The sequence below is a fragment of the Citrobacter sp. Colony219 genome (assembly GCF_019382635.1).
Lineage (GTDB): Bacteria > Pseudomonadota > Gammaproteobacteria > Enterobacterales > Enterobacteriaceae > Citrobacter > Citrobacter youngae.
Map to the genome: position 1 here is coordinate 1,662,825 of NZ_CP080033.1, position 20,767 is coordinate 1,683,591.

21 protein-coding genes are annotated in these 20,767 nt (G+C 50.6%); 7 read left to right on the forward strand and 14 right to left on the reverse strand.

Translation table 11 applies throughout. The features are described 5' to 3' along the window. Positions 1–363 (forward strand): aminotransferase class I/II-fold pyridoxal phosphate-dependent enzyme (locus JTI85_RS07140; protein ID WP_219352347.1); only part of this gene is annotated, 363 nt, incomplete at its 5' end. Between the two features lie 13 nt (positions 364–376). On the opposite strand, the gene JTI85_RS07145 is transcribed toward JTI85_RS07140, so the two are convergent. From JTI85_RS07145 to dsbG, 4 genes are all read right to left on the reverse strand, one after another. After that, complete coding sequence (locus tag JTI85_RS07145; RefSeq protein WP_048212322.1) at positions 377–994, reverse strand: ParB/RepB/Spo0J family partition protein; 618 nt, start codon at positions 992–994, stop codon at positions 377–379. Then, entirely contained in the window at positions 979–2,202 is a 1,224-nt protein-coding gene (locus tag JTI85_RS07150; RefSeq protein WP_199982250.1) for a phosphoadenosine phosphosulfate reductase, read from the reverse strand. Before JTI85_RS07150 ends, JTI85_RS07145 begins: the two co-directional genes overlap by 16 nt. Positions 2,203–2,324: 122 nt before the next feature. Beyond that, on the reverse strand, positions 2,325–3,266 hold the full coding sequence (locus tag JTI85_RS07155; protein WP_115600783.1) for a LysR family transcriptional regulator: 942 nt from the start codon (positions 3,264–3,266) through the stop codon (positions 2,325–2,327). A gap of 225 nt (positions 3,267–3,491) precedes the next feature. Beyond that, positions 3,492–4,238: a thiol:disulfide interchange protein DsbG gene (dsbG, locus tag JTI85_RS07160; RefSeq protein WP_048212319.1), complete on the reverse strand. Its 747-nt coding sequence runs from the start codon at positions 4,236–4,238 to the stop codon at positions 3,492–3,494. A 374-nt stretch (positions 4,239–4,612) separates the two neighbouring features. Here dsbG and ahpC point away from each other — a divergent pair, with 374 nt between their 5' ends. Both ahpC and ahpF read left to right on the forward strand, forming a co-directional pair. Then, positions 4,613–5,176 carry an alkyl hydroperoxide reductase subunit C gene (ahpC, locus tag JTI85_RS07165; protein WP_002894394.1) on the forward strand — a complete coding sequence of 188 codons (564 nt, stop codon included), beginning with the start codon at positions 4,613–4,615 and terminating at the stop codon, positions 5,174–5,176. Between the two features lie 187 nt (positions 5,177–5,363). After that, positions 5,364–6,929 carry an alkyl hydroperoxide reductase subunit F gene (ahpF, locus tag JTI85_RS07170; protein ID WP_048212318.1) on the forward strand — a complete coding sequence of 522 codons (1,566 nt, stop codon included), beginning with the start codon at positions 5,364–5,366 and terminating at the stop codon, positions 6,927–6,929. Positions 6,930–7,051: 122 nt separating this feature from the next. On the opposite strand, the gene uspG is transcribed toward ahpF, so the two are convergent. Continuing rightward, positions 7,052–7,480, reverse strand: a complete 429-nt coding sequence (uspG, locus tag JTI85_RS07175) for a universal stress protein UspG (protein WP_005120854.1) — start codon at positions 7,478–7,480, stop codon at positions 7,052–7,054. Between the two features lie 183 nt (positions 7,481–7,663). Beyond that, positions 7,664–8,074, reverse strand: coding sequence for a nucleoside diphosphate kinase regulator (rnk, locus tag JTI85_RS07180; RefSeq protein ID WP_005120853.1), 411 nt, complete (start codon positions 8,072–8,074; stop codon positions 7,664–7,666). Between the two features lie 732 nt (positions 8,075–8,806). Between rnk and JTI85_RS07185 the strand changes: the two genes are divergently transcribed. After that, complete coding sequence (locus JTI85_RS07185) at positions 8,807–9,637, forward strand: alpha/beta fold hydrolase (RefSeq protein ID WP_048212316.1); 831 nt, start codon at positions 8,807–8,809, stop codon at positions 9,635–9,637. Positions 9,638–9,733: 96 nt separating this feature from the next. Beyond that, positions 9,734–10,357, forward strand: coding sequence for a flavin reductase family protein (locus JTI85_RS07190; protein WP_219352349.1), 624 nt, complete (start codon positions 9,734–9,736; stop codon positions 10,355–10,357). A gap of 41 nt (positions 10,358–10,398) precedes the next feature. Here the strand turns inward: JTI85_RS07190 and rna are convergent, their stop codons facing one another. From rna to citC, 8 genes are all read right to left on the reverse strand, one after another. Next, positions 10,399–11,205 carry a ribonuclease I gene (rna, locus tag JTI85_RS07195; protein ID WP_137345363.1) on the reverse strand — a complete coding sequence of 269 codons (807 nt, stop codon included), beginning with the start codon at positions 11,203–11,205 and terminating at the stop codon, positions 10,399–10,401. Positions 11,206–11,315: 110 nt separating this feature from the next. Beyond that, complete coding sequence (citT, locus tag JTI85_RS07200) at positions 11,316–12,779, reverse strand: citrate/succinate antiporter CitT (protein ID WP_048212313.1); 1,464 nt, start codon at positions 12,777–12,779, stop codon at positions 11,316–11,318. A 23-nt stretch (positions 12,780–12,802) separates the two neighbouring features. Next, entirely contained in the window at positions 12,803–13,708 is a 906-nt protein-coding gene (gene citG, locus JTI85_RS07205) for a triphosphoribosyl-dephospho-CoA synthase CitG (RefSeq protein ID WP_048212312.1), read from the reverse strand. After that, a complete protein-coding gene (citX, locus tag JTI85_RS07210) occupies positions 13,677–14,231 on the reverse strand; it encodes a citrate lyase holo-[acyl-carrier protein] synthase (RefSeq protein ID WP_219352351.1) in 555 nt (184 codons plus the stop codon). The genes citG and citX overlap by 32 nt, the downstream gene beginning before the upstream one ends. Before the next feature lie 3 nt (positions 14,232–14,234). After that, positions 14,235–15,767: a citrate lyase subunit alpha gene (gene citF, locus JTI85_RS07215; RefSeq protein WP_048212310.1), complete on the reverse strand. Its 1,533-nt coding sequence runs from the start codon at positions 15,765–15,767 to the stop codon at positions 14,235–14,237. 9 nt (positions 15,768–15,776) lie between these two features. After that, a complete protein-coding gene (locus tag JTI85_RS07220; protein WP_048212309.1) occupies positions 15,777–16,685 on the reverse strand; it encodes an aldolase/citrate lyase family protein in 909 nt (302 codons plus the stop codon). Next, entirely contained in the window at positions 16,682–16,978 is a 297-nt protein-coding gene (gene citD / locus JTI85_RS07225; protein WP_005120843.1) for a citrate lyase acyl carrier protein, read from the reverse strand. Before citD ends, JTI85_RS07220 begins: the two co-directional genes overlap by 4 nt. Next, complete coding sequence (gene citC, locus JTI85_RS07230; protein ID WP_048212308.1) at positions 16,975–18,051, reverse strand: [citrate (pro-3S)-lyase] ligase; 1,077 nt, start codon at positions 18,049–18,051, stop codon at positions 16,975–16,977. The genes citD and citC overlap by 4 nt, the downstream gene beginning before the upstream one ends. Before the next feature lie 389 nt (positions 18,052–18,440). Here citC and dpiB point away from each other — a divergent pair, with 389 nt between their 5' ends. Together dpiB and dpiA are read left to right on the forward strand one after the other, a co-directional pair. Further along, complete coding sequence (dpiB, locus tag JTI85_RS07235) at positions 18,441–20,102, forward strand: sensor histidine kinase DpiB (protein ID WP_219352352.1); 1,662 nt, start codon at positions 18,441–18,443, stop codon at positions 20,100–20,102. Further along, positions 20,071–20,751: a two-component response regulator DpiA gene (gene dpiA / locus JTI85_RS07240; protein ID WP_005120841.1), complete on the forward strand. Its 681-nt coding sequence runs from the start codon at positions 20,071–20,073 to the stop codon at positions 20,749–20,751. Before dpiB ends, dpiA begins: the two co-directional genes overlap by 32 nt. Positions 20,752–20,767 lie beyond the last annotated feature (16 nt).

Below are 20,767 nucleotides of genomic sequence, written 5' to 3' on the forward strand. Positions count from 1 at the left end.
TTTTCCGTCAACACGCCGGCTCAGTTGGCACTGGCGGATATGCTACGAGAAGATCCTGCACACTATCGTGAGTTGCCAGCCTTTTATCAGAAAAAACGTGATGTGCTGGTGAATGCGCTGTGTGACAGTCGGCTGGAAATACTACCCTGCGAAGGGACGTACTTTTTGCTGATTGATTACAGTGCTGTTTCTGATCTCAACGATGTGGCGTTTTGCCAATGGCTGACTAAAGAGGTCGGCGTGGCGGCGATACCGCTGTCCGTTTTCTGCGCCGATCCTTTCCCACATAAGCTGATTCGCCTGTGTTTTGCTAAGCAAGAATCGACGCTGCTGGCAGCGGCAGAACGCCTGGTTACGCTGTAGTGACGCGATTTCGCTACTTCACCGTCCAGGCTTTGGAGAATCGACGGTCGGCAAATAACTCTTGCAGACCGTTGATTTGCTTCAAACGTAAGACTTCGTCGCTATCCATTCCCAGTTCTTTACCGATTTTCTCTTCGCTCCAGCCTAATTGTGATAATTCACGAACGATTTCCGACATAGCATGGATTTGATGCCGCCCACGGGCACGATTGTGGCGGATTGTTGCCGCCATGCGCTCATGACGCCCGCGTTGCAGACAGGCAACGGGCAGATAACCTTTCAGGCGTGATTTTAGTGATGATTTGTTTTTGCCGATTTCATGTCGATGGAATCCGTCGACGATTTCATATTCTTCCGGGGTTGATTGAACCACGACGATCGGTTGTGTGAAGCCATCGGCTTCAATGGATTTCAGCAGTAGCTTTTTCTCCGGCGGCGCAACGTTATTTGGGTTGTAATCATTTGGCGAAATAGCGCTGTTTTTGATCCACAGAACGCAGTCTACCGGTTCTTCACGGAAAGGGCTGACGCTATGGATTGCCATCCTGAATTCATTGATTGCTTCAATTCGTTCTTCTTCTGAAAGGCCAGAAAGAAAACCGGTGAGTTCCTGAGTTAGTCGTCGTTGCATAAGATCCCCCATTCCTGGCGTTTGGTTTTCATACGTTCGTTATAACGCTGATAGTTTTTCATTTTTGTGGGACTGAATGAGAGTGCCCGACACCAGTAGTCATTATTCAGCAGTACTTTGCAGATCCGTCTCCATGAAGGGATATCTTTAGAACCAATATCGTTTTCCTGGGTTTGAGGAATATTATCGATCCCTTTTTTCTTGTACCACTGTAAATAGACGGCGATTTTGTTGCGGTAGTGCTCTGCGGTCTGTTGCGGCATGCTGTCTAATAGCAGCATGGCGTACGCTTGCCAGCTTAAATGCTCAGGTTTTAATATTTTCCGGTGGCCGTAAAAATGGTTGTCATGGCCGGCGTATATTCCGCCGCTTTTAACGCCGCTAACCCGGGTGCACATGGCTGCCCATCGCTGTGGCTCAATAACATGATACAGCCACAGTCCCTGGCGTTGTTCCGGGCCAAAGGGTTCGCAAATGCGCATATATCGTGTTGGCACGCCAGCCTGGTACATCAGGTTATACAGGGGGTTGCATGGCATTTTTGTTTTCGCAAACCATGTCCATATATCGGCTGTTTTCCAGTCATACACCGGATAGATATACCAGGTGTGTCCTCCCGGTGCGGCGGTAGTCCACGGTTTGTCATCGGCAAAACGTTGCTTACGTGAATGGGCAATGGCGACAAAACGGTTATATGACTCGTCGGCACGGATGCCCACCATCATTGCCGCAGGACGTTTTTCTGAAAACCAGTCAGCGAACTCACGAACGAATTGTTCAAAGGTCATGCCGGGTTGGTAGAAATGAAAGAAACAGGGATCGGTAATCGCATCTGCTGGTGGTTGCCGCACCCATTGTGTATTGGGTTCCCAACACTGCCATTCCGGTTGAAATTGTGAGAGAGAATTTTGGGTGGTGAGCGGTATTGCTACCCAATAAAAACGTTCTATAACGTCAGAATAGTGTTCTCGTAGCGCTTCAACATAGTCGATAGTACAAGAGAACTGGGCTTCCCAGTCAATAAACAATACGCTTATTTTTTTATGTAACTGGCGTGCAAGAGTGGCGGTGAGATGCATCATGAGCCCGGAGTCTTTCCCTCCAGACAGTGAAACGCACACGCGAGGCAGTGTTTCCAAAGTCCAGGTAATGCGTTCCTGAGCGGCTTCCAGCACGCTCTGACTCAGAGGGATTTTGTAAACAGACATAGCAAGTCCATACTGAAAGAATAAAAGAGTAACATCTCTAATGTATACTTTGAATAAGATATGCCAATTTATGAAGCGTGCAACCTTTAAATATATTCACTTAATGTATTTAAAATATTTTTTTATTTAGTGTATGTATGGTTCTTTGATATGTCGTTTTTTTCGGTTTTTTTGTTTATTTTTGTTATGGAATTCTCAAAGTTTTTGTTGTTAAGTGAGGCCCGGTTGTACATTAAAAATAGATTCATTGATGGTGGCTTAATATCTGTTTTGATTTTCTTTAAATTGAATAATGATGAATATAATTCGAAGGTTGATTTAGGAATGAAACCAATGATATCTGTAATGGATATAATGTTGATAATTGACATCAGTGAATCACTAGAGAACCCAGTTTTACGATTGGCGAGAAAAGCATTTGTTTCCGACTGGTACTCTTTTACACCAGCATCGTCAGAGAGAAACCACGAAAACTGTTCTTCCAGTATTTCATTTAACGTTGTTTTTTCATTTATTCTGGGGTGGTTTTTGCCACAGACCAATACGGTCTCAATTGTCCTGAATGGGGTGCATATAATTGAGCGGTTAACGATCGGTGATGTCGTGATGACAACATCCGCTTTACGGTAGGCGAGTAAGTCTTCAGCGGTTTCCGATGTTATCAGAATATCACGATGTTCAATTTCAACATATTTGTCTTCCCTGATAGATTTAATTAACTCACTTATGTAGGCATTGCTGATAATTTGCGGACTGTAAATGACGAATTTTTTCTTCAGACTGGAGCTGTGCATGATATTTATTGTTTCTTCCAGACTGTTGAGATTGTTCTCAAGGTGATGGTGTAGATTGACCGCCGTTACGGTAGGCGTAATGCCTTTCCCTGCCCGAATAAACAAAGGATCATTGAATTGAGTGCGAAGCCTTTGTAGCGACTGGCTAACGGCTGAGGGGGTAATAAACAGCGTTTCGGCGGCTTTGCTTATGCTCAGATTCTGATAGATACACTCGAAAATAACCAGCAGGTTCAGATCGAATTTTTTGAGGTCGTAAAGGTTAGCCATACGCTAATTCCTGTTTTAGTTTAGTTGTGAAATATTTCATTTTGTTATGTATGAGTTTTAATGCATCATCGTTTCATATACATGTAAAACTTAATGAATAGTTTACTACTACTTAAAATAGCACAGGCAGGGTTATTTTTTCGGTAAAAAGTGCTAACGGGTTAATTGATATAGAAAAGAAGAATGATTGATATGAAAATAATATCAATCATTCGTTGCGTATATTTATTTGGCTCCCATGATAATATCCAGCTTCTCTTTATCGGGCAAACCTACTGCCTGTTGCAGGGTATTATCTTTGCTCATGTAATAAATGGCGGGCGTGACATTGGCGCCTAAATCGTCCATTAGTTTTTGGTTGATATTCAGCGTCTTCATTTGCTCGGCAGGCGGGTTTGCTGGCAGTGCCAGCGTCATTTTGCCGCCGGAGGCTTCATAGTCGTGCCAGGTTTTAGCGGGGTCCTTGCTTGCCAGAATGGCCGCAGCGGTTGCCGGGCTTTCGGGTTTTATTACGCCAACCAGCAACGTGCGCAGTTGGACTTTACCGGCGTCCACCCACGGGCGCGCCTGCTGCCAGAACTGTTTACAATAGGGACAGAAGGGATCGGCAAACACATACACAATAACTGGCGCGTCTTTTTTGCCATCCAGAATCCACGACGCTTTTTCCATGCGTTGCCACATCTCGCGCCCGGCAGGGGCATAGATCTCTTTTTCTATCAGCGCATTACTCAGGTTTTCACCTTTCTCGTTATACATATAGCCGGAGATCGCCTGTTTTCCATCAGGCGTCACATAGATAGTGACCCCCATGTCCTGATATTTGCCCAGATAACCTTTCATGCCTCCCGGGGCGTCGAACGACTTCAGAATCGTAATGCCCTGTTTCTCAATCGCTTTCACGGGGGCAGGAAGCTCTTCAGCGTGGACGACTGCAGGGAGCAGAGCTAAGAGTAATGTACGTTTAAACATTGATTTTCCTTATAAAATTAGAAGGAAAGGGAGTTAAGTTGCAAAACCTATCGCAGCCATAGGTAAGATCGACAGTCTGTCGATTGCCCTTTCGGTAGTTGGGTGATGTAATCCCAATCGCTGTTACGACCTTGGTTAAGGTAATGTAGAGCGCAACACATAGCCAGTTCTGCTGGCACTGAAGTTACTTGCGGGTAACTCGGGTAATGAGGCTCCCTGCAAAGGGAGCCTTTTTTACTTTTAGAATAGGGTTTACACCATGCGGTTGAGTCGGTTGTTAGTTAACGCTTATTGATTTGATAAAGGAAACGCATTAGCCCTTATCAATGATTTTCGTTAACTTATCCCTCAACGAAAACACGGAGGAAGTACAGATGTCTTTGATTAATACCAAAATTAAACCTTTCAAAAACCAGGCGTTCAAAAACGGTGAGTTCATCGAAGTAACCGAGAAAGATACCGAAGGTCGTTGGAGTGTCTTCTTCTTCTACCCGGCTGATTTTACGTTCGTATGTCCGACCGAGCTGGGCGACGTTGCTGACCATTACGAAGAACTGCAGAAACTGGGTGTGGACGTTTACTCTGTTTCTACTGACACTCATTTTACTCACAAAGCATGGCACAGCAGCTCTGAAACCATCGCGAAAATCAAATATGCGATGATCGGCGACCCGACTGGCGCCCTGACCCGTAACTTCGACAACATGCGTGAAGATGAAGGTCTGGCTGACCGTGCAACATTTGTTGTTGACCCGCAGGGTATCATCCAGGCAATCGAAGTTACCGCTGAAGGTATCGGCCGTGATGCGTCTGACCTGCTGCGCAAAATTAAAGCTGCACAGTATGTCGCTTCCCACCCAGGTGAAGTTTGCCCGGCTAAATGGAAAGAAGGCGAAGCGACCTTAGCGCCATCTTTAGATCTGGTCGGCAAGATCTAAGTCTGTTTTGCCTTGCGGCGCTGCGCTTGCATAGGCCTACGAAACCGTAGGCCGGGTAAACGAAGTGCCACCCGGCAATCAATGGGCGCAGACGCGCCCATTTCATTCCAGCACCATGACGCAAGTTGCATTGATGCGGCCCCGCGAATTCGGCTTGCATGATGATGTTTTCAGAGAGGGAAGAATAATGCTCGACACAAATATGAAAACCCAGCTCAAGGCTTATCTTGAGAAACTGACCAAACCTGTTGAGCTGATTGCTACGCTGGATGACAGCGCTAAATCGGCAGAAATCAAGGAACTGCTGACTGAAATTGCTGAACTGTCAGAAAAAGTCACCTTTAAAGAAGACAATACTCTGGCGGTACGTAAGCCATCGTTCCTGATTACCAATCCTGGTTCTCACCAGGGGCCGCGCTTTGCCGGTTCTCCGCTGGGGCATGAGTTTACCTCTCTGGTTCTGGCGCTGTTGTGGACCGGTGGTCATCCGTCAAAAGAGGCACAGTCACTGCTGGAGCAGATCCGCGACCTCGACGGGGACTTTGAGTTTGAAACCTATTATTCACTGTCCTGCCATAACTGCCCGGATGTGGTGCAAGCGCTCAACCTGATGTCTGTACTTAACCCACGCATCAAGCATACGGCGATTGATGGCGGTACATTCCAGAACGAAATTACCGATCGTAACGTCATGGGCGTACCGGCGGTCTATATGAACGGCAAAGAGTTCGGCCAGGGTCGTATGACGCTGACTGAAATCGTAGCGAAAGTGGATACCGGTGCAGAAAAGCGCGCAGCGGAAGAGTTGAATAAGCGTGATGCTTACGATGTGCTGATCGTCGGTTCGGGTCCTGCCGGGGCAGCGGCTGCGGTGTACTCTGCACGTAAAGGTATTCGCACCGGTCTGATGGGCGAACGCTTTGGCGGTCAGGTTCTTGATACCGTTGATATCGAAAACTACATCTCTGTACCGAAAACCGAAGGCCAGAAACTGGCTGGCGCACTGAAAGCACATGTTGATGATTACGATGTTGATGTTATTGATAGCCAGAGTGCGAGCAAACTGGTTCCGGCAGCTCAGGAAGGTGGTTTGCATCAGATTGAAACGGCTTCCGGCGCGGTGTTGAAAGCACGCAGCATCATCATTGCTACCGGTGCAAAATGGCGCAACATGAATGTTCCGGGTGAAGATCAGTATCGCACCAAGGGCGTAACCTACTGTCCGCACTGTGATGGCCCGCTGTTTAAAGGCAAGCGTGTCGCGGTGATAGGTGGCGGTAACTCGGGTGTTGAAGCGGCTATCGATCTGGCGGGTATCGTCGAGCACGTGACGTTGCTGGAATTTGCCCCGGAAATGAAAGCCGATCAGGTTCTGCAGAATAAAGTCCGCAGTCTGAAAAACGTCGACATTATTCTGAATGCGCAAACCACAGAAGTGAAAGGCGACGGCAGTAAAGTCACCGGTCTGGAGTATCGTGACCGCGTCAGCGGTGATATCCACAATGTGGAACTGGCGGGTATCTTTGTACAGATTGGTCTGTTGCCAAATACCAACTGGCTGGAAGGCGCCGTTGAGCGTAACCGCATGGGTGAAATCATCATTGATGCCAAGTGCGAGACCAGCGTGAAGGGCGTTTTCGCGGCCGGAGACTGCACCACCGTACCGTATAAGCAGATTATCATTGCGACTGGCGAAGGTGCCAAAGCATCATTGAGCTCGTTTGATTATCTGATTCGCACCACAACCGTATAAGAAAGTAAGACTCACCTGCAAAAGAAGCGAAATGCCCGATAGCACAAGCATATCGGGCCTACAAATGGGATATCATCGGTTTGTAGGAGAAAGAGGCTACCGGAAGGTAGCCTCTTTTTTTATTAGCGAACGACCAGCACCGGTAAGGTAGCGTGGCGGACAACGCTGGAGGCGTTAGATCCGAGCAGATGGGTGCTGATCGATGGGTTACGCGATCCGATGACCACCACATCTGCATTCAACTCTTCACCCAATTCGTTTACCACATCACGCACGCTACCAAAGCGAACGTGCTGCTTAATGCGGGAAGGATCGATACTGAAGTGACCGACCATCGTTTGCAGACGGGTTTCCGCTTCGTGTTGCAGATGCTCTTCAAAACGACGAACGTCAGCGGCAAAACGGTGCAGACTCAGACTGGCAGAACCCGGGAGCACATGCAGCAGATGGATCACCCCTTTATCTTGTGCCAGAAATTCTGCATGGCGAACAGCCTTGTCGCTCAGTTCCATTTCGAATACATCAACAGGCATTATGATTGTGTTGTACATAAACATTCTCCTTGTCATTACATGAACACATAACAGCATAGTATTAAAAATGATTCTGTCAGTCACGACACAGATTTATGTTTTGCGAACAGGAAAGGAAGTGAGGAGCAGGGAGATCTAAGCGGAAAGAGGATGCGGATGCATCCCCTGTAAGATAAAGCGAGTCGCTTTGATAAGACAGAGTTAGCGCAGGTAGTCGCCTGCAGCTTCAGGCTGGTACTCAAGCTCGATGACTTCGAGGTGGGTCGATGTACCGCCCGGTAATTCCCAATGGATCGTATCGCCAACGCGCAGGCCCAGAAGCGCTGCACCGACTGGCGCCATTACCGAAAGCTGTGTACTGCTGTCAGTCATATTGGCCGGATATACCAGGGTACGTACACGCACTTCGCCATCGCTCAGATTGCGGAATTTCACGCGGCTGTTCATGGTCACCACGTCGTGCGGCATGGTTTCCGGGGAACACATTTGGGCGCGATCCAGTTCAGCGTTTAATGCGTCCGCTATCGGTAAACCAGCAAACGCAGGTTGCTCCAACAGGCGGTCAATGCGTTCCGCATCGAGGTCGTTAATGATAATAGTTGGTCTGGACATTTATTACTCCATGTCGTCGATACTGCGGATGCGCAGGTAAATAATCCCAAAAGAAAACCCTCACCGTCAGGCGGCAAGGGTTTAGCTTTTATGATGATACTGAGACTTACCCCATGTTTGAAGTGATTTAGTTCACATTCAGGCAAATCATCAATATTGTCGCGTATGGTGTAATGTCAGCCAGTTAAGCATTATAGGGAACATGTGATTCCGGCTCAGGGTTCCGTTCACTTCAGCGGCATCACTTTTCTGCGGCACAGCCCCCGTGAACGGGCAAGGGAGGCTCGCCGCCGCCTCCCTTGCAACCCAGGCTCCCGGCGGGAAAATCGTCGCTACGCGATGTATTCGTCTTATGCCGTCTGCCTGTCGGGTCGGGGCCGAGCCTACGTCCATGCAGGCCGTCCCCTCTGTCCGCATCCCTGCGGACAGACCCGGTCAGCCGTCAACGCCTCATCGATTTTCCGCCGGGAGCCGGGATTGTTAAGGGTACAGCGATAGTACCCTTAACACGTTCACAGGCAGTATGGTTTCAGAGAAGTGAAAAACATAAGGTGAACGGAACAATACACCAGAGGCAACAGGTTCATTACCTTTAGTTCGTAACTGACAAGCATTACGCGTATGGTGTGATTTTAGCCGAAAAACGTGATCGTTCTCAAATTTGCATTATGCTTTTTAAGCGCTCGCTGCGGGCGCGTCACGACAACTCAGTGTTCCTCGACAGGAGATCTCATGAGCCAGTACGACAAACTTACCTTAAAAGATGGCAGCTATTTGCATTTCAAAGACTGGGGAAGCGGCCAGCCCATTGTGTTCAGCCATGGTTGGCCGCTAACCGCAGATGCATTTGAAGATCAGATGCTGTTTCTCGGGTCGAAAGGATTTCGTGTGATAGCCCATGACAGACGAGGGCACGGGCGTTCGGCCCAGCCCTGGGATGGCCACAATATGGATCAGTATGCTGACGATTTGGCCGAACTTACCGCGTATCTCAATCTCAAAGATGCTGTGCATGTCGGGCACTCTACCGGCGGTGGCGAAGTTGCTCGTTATATTGGCCGCCATGGGACGCAGAGGGTCGCAAAAGCGGTGTTAATTGGCGCGGTGACGCCCATTATGATCAAGACCGACTTTAATCCAAATGGCGTGCCGAAAGAGGTATTCGATGGCATTCGTGAAGGGGTTGTGAACGATCGCGCCGCCTTTTTCTATGAATTGACCGCTGCATTCTATGGCTACAACCGTCCTGGCGCAAAAGAGTCGAAAGCCGTCAGGGAAAGTTTTGTTGAACAGGGTTTACAAGGCTCCATCAAAGCGTTGTACGACTGTATCCACGCGTTTTCGGAAACAGATCTGCGTGAGGATCTCAAAAAAATGACCATCCCGACGCTGGTGATCCACGGTGACGACGATCAGATTGTCCCGTTTGAAACCTGCGGAAAGGTCGCGGCGGAAATACTGCCTGATTCGCAGTTGAAGATATATGTCGGCGGCTCGCATGGTATTTGCACCACCCATAAACAACAGATCAACGGTGACCTGCTCAACTTTATTCAGTCGTAATCGTTCGTGGATTGTTCTACGCTGATCCTCTTCCGTCAGGGGGATGAGCGAAGCACAATTTATGCTTAGCAGAGGTTAACTTCACCAGGGAAAACTATGTATTTCTATCAACCGTCACAGGGACACGGCCTGCCACATGACCCGCTCAATGCCATTATTGGGCCACGCCCTATTGGATGGATTACGTCGAGTGACAGTAACGGTCGGCATAATCTGGCGCCGTACAGTTTCTTTAACTGCTTTAACTATCATCCACCGATTATCGGTTTTGCCAGCAGCGGCTGGAAAGACAGTGTGCAGAATATTATCGAAACAGGTGAGTTTGTCTGGAACCTGACCACCCTTGAGTTGGCCAGTGCGATGAACGAAACGTCGGCCAGTCTGCCGCACGGCGAGGATGAGTTCTTTGCCGCAGGGCTTAGCAAGGCAGATAGCCGGATAGTCAACGTGCCGCGCGTGGCACAAAGTCCCGTCAATTTTGAGTGTCGTTTATCACAGAGCCTGCAACTGACGGCCGCAGATGGCTCACCGGTTGATACCTGGCTGGTATTGGGGGAAGTGGTGGGCATCCACATCGATGAAACGCTGCTGGAAGACGGCATCTATCAGACGGCGAAAGCGAAGCCGGTACTGCGTGCTGGTGGGCCAACGGCGTATTATTCGATCAGTGAAACACACCGTTTTGATTTAGTTCGCCCGGACGCCCGAGCAAAACGCTAAGCTTACGGACCGACGCCAGCTTGCAGCGTCGGTCGCAAGTTTCAATATCCCACTTTGTCGATAATAAACTGTTTACCACAGCTACCTGGATGTGGTTGCGGTAAGAATGACTGTGCAGATAACGTCTGGTTGATGTTGTCGGCTTTCAGGGAGAACTGGATCTCAGTGAGATACGCTGGATTGCCGTGGCAGCTTAGCTTCACAGCTTTGACGTTCTCTTTGCCCCAGCTTTTGGCAACTGCAGCGTCAAATGCGTTACGGCTGACGGTTTTGCCGTAGTTTTCCGCCAGGAATTTGCCCACCTCGCTGTTCTTAACCTCATTATTCAGCCGTACCATCGTGCTAAAGTACGCGTCGGGATCAAAACCGAAACACGCGCCATGTTTGGCATACTCGTAACGTTCCAGACAGGATCTCCCTCCAGCGCCGGGCATTACAGCGCTGAGTTTTGCTGCGCTTTCCAGCGACAGCCCGGTTTCGGGGGCCGCGCATTTACGGCTGGCACGTGCTTCAGGCAGGTTGGGAATAGGGCGAGTCGCGCAGCCAAAACGCATCCAGCGGCGGTTGTCTACTCCTCGGGCGGCAATGGATTTAGGCAGGCTGGGCCATAAACCGTGAACGGTCAGGAAATCCGCTTTGTCTGCGCTCTCTTTTTGTAAACGACATTCGTCAGGCTCCTGACGATTACGCTCGTGTTGGCTCTGACAAAATCCGGTTTGCCAGGAGAGGGCCAGCACGTAGCTGTCAAAGTCAGCGTACTGTTTTGCCTGGAGTTCATCGGCCTGAGCCGCAGAAACTGGCAGCAGAAGCGCTGCCAGTAATGAAGAATAACGCCATGTTGATGTCATGATGATTTCGAATACTTATATAAATTATGAATATCATCTATTTAATCATAAAAAATGCCAGTCAGGTTTAGCTGACTGGCATCATTTTCATCAGGCGTGAACCGAAATGATTAGCTCCACATTGCCAGAATCGGCCAGCCGACCAGCAGAAGCATAGAGATGTAGATAACGCCGAAGATAGCACCCAGACGCCAGTAGTCTTTAGACTTCACATAACCACAGCCGTAGATGATAACGCCAGGGCCTGTTGCATATGGAGTCAGACAGCCCATGATACCGATGGACAACACCAGCAGGATACACAGGTGTTCCATCGGCACGCCCGGGATACCTTTACCTACAGCCAGAATAACCGGCAGCATGGTGGCGGTGTGCGCAGAAAGGCTGGCAAACAGGTAGTGAGCAAAGTAGAACACCAGCACCAGCACGATTACTGTCGCGTTAGGCGAGAAACCTTCCAGATGCGTACTCATGGTGTTGGCGAACCAGTCGATAAAACCGGAACGGGTTAAACCGTTGGCCATTACTACCAGAGTGGCAAGGTTGACCAGGGTGTTCCATGCGCTGTTATAGCGGGTAATATCTTTCCACGGTACCACGTGCAGCGCCAGCATCAGGGAGACCGCCAGCAGACCCACTGCGGTAGCGTCAATCAGCTTGCCACCGAAAACCCACAGACCCAGGCTGAGCAGAACCAGACCGATCAGCGTTATCTCTTTACGGGTCAGTTTACCCATGGTTTTCAGTTCATCACCGGCCCATGCGGCAACTTCAGCACTGTGGGTGACTTCCGGCTTGTACAGAACATAGGACAGCCACGGAGCAACGATCAGCAAAATAATACCGACCGGCAGGAAGCTGAGGAACCACTGCAACCAGCTGATTTGAATTCCGGCGATTTTGTTAACGAATTCCAGACCCAGTACGTTTGGCGCAGCGCCAGTAACGAACATAGAGGAGCTCAGGCTGGTACTGATAACCATCATCCACATCAGATATCCGCCGATACGGCGCGCGGAAGGATCGTTAGGGAAGGATTTAAACAGCGGCGGCAGGTTTTTGATAACCGGGAATACAGTACCACCGGTACGCGCGGTGTTGGACGGTGTAAACGGCGCCAGCAGAATGTCGATGATAACAATCGCATAGCCCAGCGTCAGGGTACGTTTCCCCATGAATTTCACCAGGAACAGCGCGATACGACGACCCAGACCGGTGACCTCATAACCCAGCGCGAAAATAAACGCACCAAACACCAACCACACGGTGGTGCTGGAGAAGCCCGCCAGACCCCATTTCAGCGCTTGCTTACCCGCTTTAAATGCCGGGTCGGCCAGTTCTGAAGCATCAAACAGCAGATAGTTGCTGCCGATAACGCAGATCGTTACGGCGATAAAGCTGATCGCTGTTGCCGGAATTGGCTCCAGGATCATACCGACGATCATCGCCACAAACACGGCAAAGTAGTGCCAGGCCTGTGGAGGCATTCCATCAGGGACGGGGATAAGAAACATGACGCCCATTACGACCAATGGGGCCAGTAACTTCCATATTTTATCTTTTGCTAAAGACATGTGTGATTCTCCGGAAAGGATCTTTAATTGTGATAATGATGAACTTGTGAAATCTGAGCTAAGAACCAGGTGACGATCAGCAGATCGGCGCAGCCTCCGGGACTGAGGTTGCGTTCAATGCACTGTTGGTCGAACTGGTGTAGGTATTCGAGATCGGCAGGGGTACGAATCCCCCCTTGCTGTATCAGGGCGGTGGCCTGCTGCTGTAGCCAGCGCAGACCTTCTGCGCCGCCACGTGAAGCCACGTTGGTGTCGCCGTTGATAGACATCAGCAGCAATAAAGTGTCGAGTAACGCCAGTTCAGGGTCGCGGCCCTGAGTCAGCAGTGCGCGGTAGTGCGGCAGGGCATGCTGGATGACGAGCGGGTATCCCGCTTCGGCTTCGCCCCGTGCGCCGGTTAATCCCAGTTGCTGATAAAGACGTTGGCCAGCCGTGAGTTGTTGATTGTTCTGGCGCAGTTCGCGCTCGGTCAGGCCCCGGCAAAATGTTGCTGCCGTAGAGCAAATGGTTTCAGCGGTAACAGTCAGTTGGAGCTGGTGCAGGCGGCCAATGGCGGCACACAGCAGTCCCAGAGAAAAGATGCTGCCTTTGTGGGTATTTACCCCAGCGGTGGCGCGAAACATATCAGCTTCGCAGGCCATACCCAGCGGACGCAGTCCTTTCAGTACTTCTTCAGGTGACAACTGCGCGCTGAATGCGCCGTATTCGATAAAACGTGGCAGCCAGGCCTGGATAGCCTCTGCGCTGCGATGAAAATCTTCCAGCGCCATATCTTTATGCGCGCCATTATTAATGCGATCCACCAGACCCGGCTTGGGCGATAAGTTGACTTCAGTCAGCATGGCGCGCCAGGCAAGCGTTGCGTAGGCGTCGGGCAGATCCAGTGGAAGGACTGCGTTATTCGTCGATGTTGCGGGAATCGGCATCATGCAGCAGTGCCTCCATTTGAATGAGTAAGTCGGAAAGCGCGTGGGTTTTACCCCGCGCACATTCGGCAGCGCTTTGCTCGCACAACAGACAGCGGCGGGCAGGAAGCGCGAAATGACGGCGGGACAGGATTTCTCCTTCAGGGGTCAGGACATCGATGTCCCATAACCGTCCCAGCGGATGTGAATGCTCAAGCTCGATAGTGGCAAGCTTGAGGTCGTGGGCTGGTGCCTGGATGGACAACAGACCTTCCGGACCGCTGGCGGAGACCAGCGCAGTTTGCTCCCTGACAATCCAGGATGATTGTTTCGCCAGCGCAAGCAGGGCGATGACGCCGTGATTAAAGATGCGACGGGTTAATTCGCTGTCTTTGATCGGACCTGGCGCTACCACGGTAAAAGAGACCAATGGCGCGTGTTGACGCGTGAGCCAGGCATGTTGCCTCGCTTGTCTCTCATCACGGCTGGCGAGCAGCTCGGGAATGGAAACCGCGTGGCAGGTGGCGTGTTCAGGGAGCAGGTGCATGGCTTATTCCTTCACCTGATGCACAACGTCAATCACTGAGCCATCGCGATAACGCACAACGGCAATTACGCGGTCAGTAAATTCGATTGCGCGTGGCTGACCGGTAAGCTGCTGTGCACGTTCGCGTAACCATTCAATGGACACGACTTTCATACCCGCTTCTTGCAGACGTTCTGCCAGCTCAGGGCGCGCAGGGTTGACGGCGATACCGTGGTCAGTGACCAGGATATCAACGCTGGAACCCGGGGTTACGCAGGTCAGGACGTTATCAACCAGCGTCGGGATGCGCCCGCGAACCAGCGGTGCGACGATGATGGAAAGCGCTGCGGCAACAGCTGTATCACAGTGACCACCGGATGCGCCGCGCAGTACGCCGTCAGAACCGGTCAGTACGTTAACGTTGAAGTGGGTATCCACTTCAAGTGCGCTCAGCACCACGACGTCCAGACGATCGACAGAGGCGCCTTTTGAGCCCCAGTTGGCATACTGGTTAGCACTGATTTCAATGTGATTTGGATTGCGGGCCAGGGACTCAGCCGCATTACGGTCGAAGCTCTGTACATCCAGCAGTTTGCGGATTAAACCTTTCTCATGCAGGTCAACGATGGTGGCAGTGATACCGCCCAGCGCAAAGTCAGCACGGATGTCGCGGCTGCGCATTTTGTCTTCCAGGAAACGGGTAACGGCCAGAGACGCGCCGCCGGTGCCTGTCTGCAGTGAGAAGCCTTCATTGAAGTAGCCGGAGTTAGCAATAACCTCTGCTGCGCTGCGGGCGATCAGCAATTCGCGCGGGTTGGTGGTCATGCGAGTGGCATCAGCACCAATTTTGTCCGCATCACCGACCTGATCGATCTGCACGATCAGATCCACCTGATCCTGGGTAATGCTGGCTGGATTATGCGGGTAGGTCAGCAGCTGTTCGGTCAGCAGGACAACCTGTTTTGCGTTTTCGGCGTCTACGCGGGCATAGCCCAGTGAGCCGCAGCACGCTTTACCGGTATAACCGTTGGCGTTACCAAACGGGTCACAGGACGGCACGCCGAGGAAGGCGACATCAATGTTGAGCTCGCCGCTTTGTACCAGATGTACACGACCACCGTGAGAGTGGACCTGAACAGGTTCAGCCAGCAGACCGCGAGAGATCTCTTCTGCCAGCGGGCCACGCAGACCAGAAGTATAAATACGGCTGACGACACCCTGACGAATGTGTTCAACCAGCGGCGCATGGCAGTCGCTCAGGGAGCTGGAAGCCAGCGTCAGGTTTTTAAAGCCCATTGCAGCGATGGTATCCATCACCAGGTTGATCGTCAGATCGCCACCACGGAAAGCGTGGTGGAAGGAGATGGTCATGCCATCCTGTAAGCCTGAACGGCGAATGGCCTCTTCCAGGTTAGCGCACAGTTTTTTGTTGCGCGGTTTTTGCGCCTGTAATTCAACTTTTGCGGTGCTCTGATAAGCGGAAAGCTCGCTTTCTGCATGACGGCTCCAGGTCGCCACGCGATCCTGGCGTTGAGACTGTTCGATTTTCTGCGTCATTTTTTTGCCTTATTCTTCGCGAATGCCGGAAAGTTCTGCACGGGAGATAACCAGAAGGGCGCGCTCGATAACCGGGCTGTCGACCATCTTGCCGTTGAGGGAAACTACGCCACGGCCTTCACGGGCGGCGGCTTCAGCGGCTTCTACCACCAGACGTGCGTGAGCCAGCTCTTTGCGCGTCGGGGCATACAGGTTGTGCAGGAGTTCAATCTGACGCGGGTTGATGAGCGACTTACCATCGAAACCCAGTTGCTTGATGTGTGCGGCTTCGTGCAGGAAACCCGCTTCGTTATTGGCATCGGAATAGACGGTATCGAACGCCTGAATGCCAGCAGAACGCGCAGCCTGCAGAATTGAGCAGCGGGCAAACAGCAGTTCAGTACCTTCCGGGGAGCGTTCAGTGCGCAGGTTACGCACGTAGTCTTCTGCGCCGAGCGCAATACCGATCAGACGCTCGGAAGCATGGGCAATTTCTACCGCGCGGGTAATACCTAATGGTGATTCGATAGCGGCCAACAGACCGGTGCTGCCGGGTTCACGACCACAGGCTTTCTCGATGCGCAGGATTTCGCTTTCGATGTCGATGACATCCTGGGCGGTATCCGTTTTGGGTAAACGTACGATGTCAGCACCACCGCGTACCACGGCTTCAAGGTCGTTGATGCCCCATTCGGAGTCGAGGGCGTTTACGCGCACGATAGTTTCAACGTCGTGATACAGCGGATGCTGCAGCGCGTGATAGACCATGCGGCGCGCGGTGTCTTTCTCACGCAGTGCGACGGAGTCTTCCAGGTCGAACATCAGCGCATCTGCCGGGTAGATGAATGAGTTGCTGACCATCGCGGCGTTAGCGCCTGGTACGAACAACATGCTGCGGCGTGTGCGGGATTTACGTTGTTGTAAAGAATCGGAAATCATTGGCAATCCTCCCATGGCAGTGCCGGAATGCCGCTGGCGCGGGCCAGTAATGCTTCCAGTCGCGCACGTAAAATGCAGTCCAGTGCGCCTTTATCATCAACATTTAATTGCACGCCGCGGACGTTATAGCGGGACAGAACGTCCAGAATGGTGGCCCTGATGGCATCACCGAACTGCTTTTCGACGCTACTGTTAACCTGCAGGTCAATATCCTGCGTATCGAGCGGGGCGATGCGGATCATCACATCACCGGACTCGAGAGTGCCTGCGACGGCTGCCTGGTTTATTTTCATTTTTCACCTGTTGCTAATGCGGGGGTATTTTGGCGGACTGCCGCAGCCGATGAGGTTCGCTCAACCATGCTTTGCAAGTAGTGCAGCGTGGCTTCGGGTACCAGGGATGCGATAGCCGTGAGATCTTTTTTAACCAGCAGCTTGCGCACCCAGGAGGCGGAAATCGGCATCTCCTGGAAACACAGCCGCTCAATTTCCACCAGTTCAATCGGCGGGGCGGGAAGTGTTGGGGTCTCCAGCCAGTAGCGCATATCGTTGTTGTACTGGGAGGTGACGGTGCAATATGGCTCAGTACCGACGAAACGGTGCGTAACGCCGAGTGCCGGGGCCAGGTACTGACGGAAAATTTTCAGGTCTATTTCGGTGTAGCAGTGGTTAATAACGCTCTGCTCTTTAATGAAGTAGCACGGGAACGTGGCGCGAGAGATGATGTATTCCGAACCGCGGTGTACGGTTAAACGTGGAATATCTTTTGTCCCTTTGAGGACCAGGTCCAGTCGGTCTTCATACGGGAAACGCGAAGTATCTTCTTTCACCAAAAACAGATGCAGCCAGTCGCACTGTGCAGCGGCTTGTTGGATCAGAAAACGGTGCCCGTTGGTGAAGGGGTTGGCATTCATGACGATACAGCCAATTTTTTTCCCTTCACGACGCTGTTTTGCCAGAGATTCAGCGTAACGTTTCAGACGCGTGGTGCTGTTTTCCATCAGTACCATAATGCCGGGCACGCTGGTCAGCGTCGAAAAGCCGCACTGCTTAAACAGTGACTCATACTCGGTTTTGGTATAGATGAAGAGATGGGTGCAATGCCGCTCGTAGGCAAGGTTGATTAACTCAGTCGCCAGCGTCAGCGCTAAGCCTTCACCGCGTACGGATTCACAGATCGCGACGCATTTAATGATATTGCCGGCGATACCGCCACAAGCGATCAGACGGTCGTTACGGGTGACGGTGATAAATACTTCGACGGTGGTATCAACGCTCAAATCGTTCTCTTTCAGAAATTGAGCGATAACCGCCATCTTTTTATTTTCTGAGCGTTTAACTTGCGTGAATATATTATTACCGAACATAGTAAATAGAGCCCCGATGGTATATTTGTTACTGGGTTTCTGTTTTTGTTGCTCTGTTTAGCAACTTGATAACGTTTTGTTTGCAATTGAAGGGAATGTTTTTTTATTACGGAGTATTTCTTTTTTTCCCTGTTGCATACATCGTAAGGAGTATTTTGGCGGCAAATTTTGATTTATTTCACAATAAGTTAGATGGTTTTAATGTGTTTTATGGTTTTAAGTTTTTTAATTAATTTAACCCGAAAATAGCGTGTGGTTTTTATTTGTTTAATTGATTTAAGGTGGGGAATCTGTAACGATCCTATTTTAGGCCGCGACTTGTAAATAAAACATTTTTATTACATATACAACGAAAAATAAGTTTCGGTTAACGTCGGTGAGGAAAAAACATGTCAAAAAAGAAAAATAAAACACGGTTTCCTTTTTTTCGCAGCCTGGCGTTTCCGTTGCGTATTTTTCTACTCATTCTGGTCGTTTCTGTTTTTATCATCGCGGCGTTAGCACAATACTTTACCGCCAGCTTTGAAGATTATCTGACAACGCATGTCCGCGATATGGCAATGAATCAGGCGAAAATTATCGCTTCCAACGACAGCATTATTGCTGCCGTAAAGCACCGTGATTACGAGCGTCTGGCAACGATAGCGGATAAGTTGCAGAGCGGGACTGACTTTGACTATGTGGTTATTGGCGATACCCACTCGATCCGTCTTTATCACCCTAATCCGGATAAAATTGGCTACCCCATGCAGTTCACCAAACCCGGCGCGCTGGAGAAAGGGGAAAGCTACTTTATTACCGGTAAAGGGTCTATCGGGATGGCGATGCGCGCCAAAACCCCTATCTTTGATGATGATGGTAAAATCATCGGTGTTGTCTCAATTGGCTACCTGATCAGTAAAATAGACAGCTGGCGCTCGGATTTCTTACTTCCGATGGCTGGGGTGTTCATTCTGTTGTTGCTGGTACTTATGTTACTTTCCTGGTTTTTTGCCGCCCATATTCGGCGTCAGATGTTGGGTATGGAGCCTAAACAAATCGCGCGGGTGGTACGTCAGCAGGAGGCGCTGTTTAGCTCAGTCTACGAAGGCTTAATTGCTGTTGATCCTGACGGGTGCATTACGGCGATAAACCGCAGTGCGAGAAAAATGCTGGGGCTCTCGTCGCCTGGACGTAAGTGGTTGGGTAAGCCGATTGCGGACGTCGTTCAGCCAGCAGACTTTTTTACCCAGCAGATTGCGGAAAAGCGCCAGGATGCGATGGTTAACTTTAATGGGTTGAGTGTTATTGCCAACCGCGAGGCTATCCGCTCAGGCGATGAACTGCTCGGGGCAATCATCAGTTTTCGTAGTAAAGATGAAATTGCTACCCTTAATGCGCAATTAACGCAGATCAAACAGTATGTAGAGAGCCTGAGAACGCTGCGCCATGAGCACCTGAACTGGATGTCGACCATCAATGGCCTGCTGCAAATGAAAGAATATGACAAGGTTCTGGCCATGGTGCAGGGAGAATCCCAGGCGCAGCAGCAACTCATTGATAGTCTGCGCGGCGCTTTCGCCGATCGTCAGGTTGCAGGCCTGCTGTTTGGCAAGGTACAGCGTGCGCGGGAACTGGGTCTCACAATGACCATTGTGCCTGGCAGTCAACTGCATAAACTTCCTGAGGGGTTGGATAGCACAGAGTTTGCAGCAATTGTTGGCAATCTGCTTGATAATGCTTTTGAAGCCAGTTTGCGTACCCAGCAGGGTAACAAGGTCGTTGAACTCTATCTGAGCGATGAGGGCGATGAGGTGATCATCGAAGTCGCCGATCAAGGTTGTGGCGTACCGGAAGCATTGCGCGAAAAAATATTTGAACAGGGTGTGAGCACTCGTACTGATGAACCAGGCGAACATGGCATCGGTTTGTATCTGATTGCAAGTTATGTGAGGCGCTGTAATGGGGTTATTACGCTCGAAGATAACGCCCCCTGCGGCACCTTATTTTCTTTATTTCTTCCGAAAGTGAAAAAAAACAATGACGGAACCATTAACGCTGTTGATCGTTGAGGATGAAACGCTACTGGCGGAAATGCATGCTGAATATATCCGCCATATACCCGGTTTTAGCCAGATATGGCTGGCGGGTAATCTTGCGCAGGCAAGAATGATGATTGAGCGTTTTAAGCCCGGTTTGATTCTTCTTGATAATTACTTGCCGGATGGCAAGGGCATAACTCTGTTACACGAGCTGACTCAGGCACGTTACCCTGGCGGCGTGGTGTTTACCACGGCAGCCAGTGATATGGATACGGTCTCAGAAGCCGTACGCAGCGGGGCGTTTGATTATCTGGTTAAACCTATAGCCTACGAGCGACTGGGGCAGACGCTTACCCGCTATCAGCAACGCAGAAGAATGCTGGCCGGTAATGACAGTGCCAGCCAAAAACAGATTGATGAAATGTTTAATGCCTATGCGCGCGGTGAGCCGAAAGGGGATTTGCCGACGGGGATCGACGCGCTAACGCTGAATGCTGTACTGAAGTTATTTGCTGATCCGACGGTACATCATACTGCGGAAACGATCGCCCAGGCGCTAACCATCAGCCGTACAACATCCAGACGCTACCTGGAGTACTGTGCCAGCCGCCATTTGATCATTGCAGAGATTATTCACGGGAAGGTAGGTAGACCGCAGCGTATTTACCACGGCGGCTAATACACGTCATCCTTTA

Coding starts and splice junctions, on each gene's coding strand:
- JTI85_RS07145 (WP_048212322.1), bottom strand. CDS start 994: ATGCAACGACGACTAACTCAGGAACTCACCGGTTTTCTTTCTGGCCTT.
- JTI85_RS07150 (WP_199982250.1), bottom strand. CDS start 2,202: ATGTCTGTTTACAAAATCCCTCTGAGTCAGAGCGTGCTGGAAGCCGCT.
- JTI85_RS07155 (WP_115600783.1), bottom strand. CDS start 3,266: ATGGCTAACCTTTACGACCTCAAAAAATTCGATCTGAACCTGCTGGTT.
- dsbG (WP_048212319.1), bottom strand. CDS start 4,238: ATGTTTAAACGTACATTACTCTTAGCTCTGCTCCCTGCAGTCGTCCAC.
- ahpC (WP_002894394.1), top strand. CDS start 4,613: ATGTCTTTGATTAATACCAAAATTAAACCTTTCAAAAACCAGGCGTTC.
- ahpF (WP_048212318.1), top strand. CDS start 5,364: ATGCTCGACACAAATATGAAAACCCAGCTCAAGGCTTATCTTGAGAAA.
- uspG (WP_005120854.1), bottom strand. CDS start 7,480: ATGTACAACACAATCATAATGCCTGTTGATGTATTCGAAATGGAACTG.
- rnk (WP_005120853.1), bottom strand. CDS start 8,074: ATGTCCAGACCAACTATTATCATTAACGACCTCGATGCGGAACGCATT.
- JTI85_RS07185 (WP_048212316.1), top strand. CDS start 8,807: ATGAGCCAGTACGACAAACTTACCTTAAAAGATGGCAGCTATTTGCAT.
- JTI85_RS07190 (WP_219352349.1), top strand. CDS start 9,734: ATGTATTTCTATCAACCGTCACAGGGACACGGCCTGCCACATGACCCG.
- rna (WP_137345363.1), bottom strand. CDS start 11,205: ATGACATCAACATGGCGTTATTCTTCATTACTGGCAGCGCTTCTGCTG.
- citT (WP_048212313.1), bottom strand. CDS start 12,779: ATGTCTTTAGCAAAAGATAAAATATGGAAGTTACTGGCCCCATTGGTC.
- citG (WP_048212312.1), bottom strand. CDS start 13,708: ATGATGCCGATTCCCGCAACATCGACGAATAACGCAGTCCTTCCACTG.
- citX (WP_219352351.1), bottom strand. CDS start 14,231: ATGCACCTGCTCCCTGAACACGCCACCTGCCACGCGGTTTCCATTCCC.
- citF (WP_048212310.1), bottom strand. CDS start 15,767: ATGACGCAGAAAATCGAACAGTCTCAACGCCAGGATCGCGTGGCGACC.
- JTI85_RS07220 (WP_048212309.1), bottom strand. CDS start 16,685: ATGATTTCCGATTCTTTACAACAACGTAAATCCCGCACACGCCGCAGC.
- citD (WP_005120843.1), bottom strand. CDS start 16,978: ATGAAAATAAACCAGGCAGCCGTCGCAGGCACTCTCGAGTCCGGTGAT.
- citC (WP_048212308.1), bottom strand. CDS start 18,051: ATGTTCGGTAATAATATATTCACGCAAGTTAAACGCTCAGAAAATAAA.
- dpiB (WP_219352352.1), top strand. CDS start 18,441: ATGTCAAAAAAGAAAAATAAAACACGGTTTCCTTTTTTTCGCAGCCTG.
- dpiA (WP_005120841.1), top strand. CDS start 20,071: ATGACGGAACCATTAACGCTGTTGATCGTTGAGGATGAAACGCTACTG.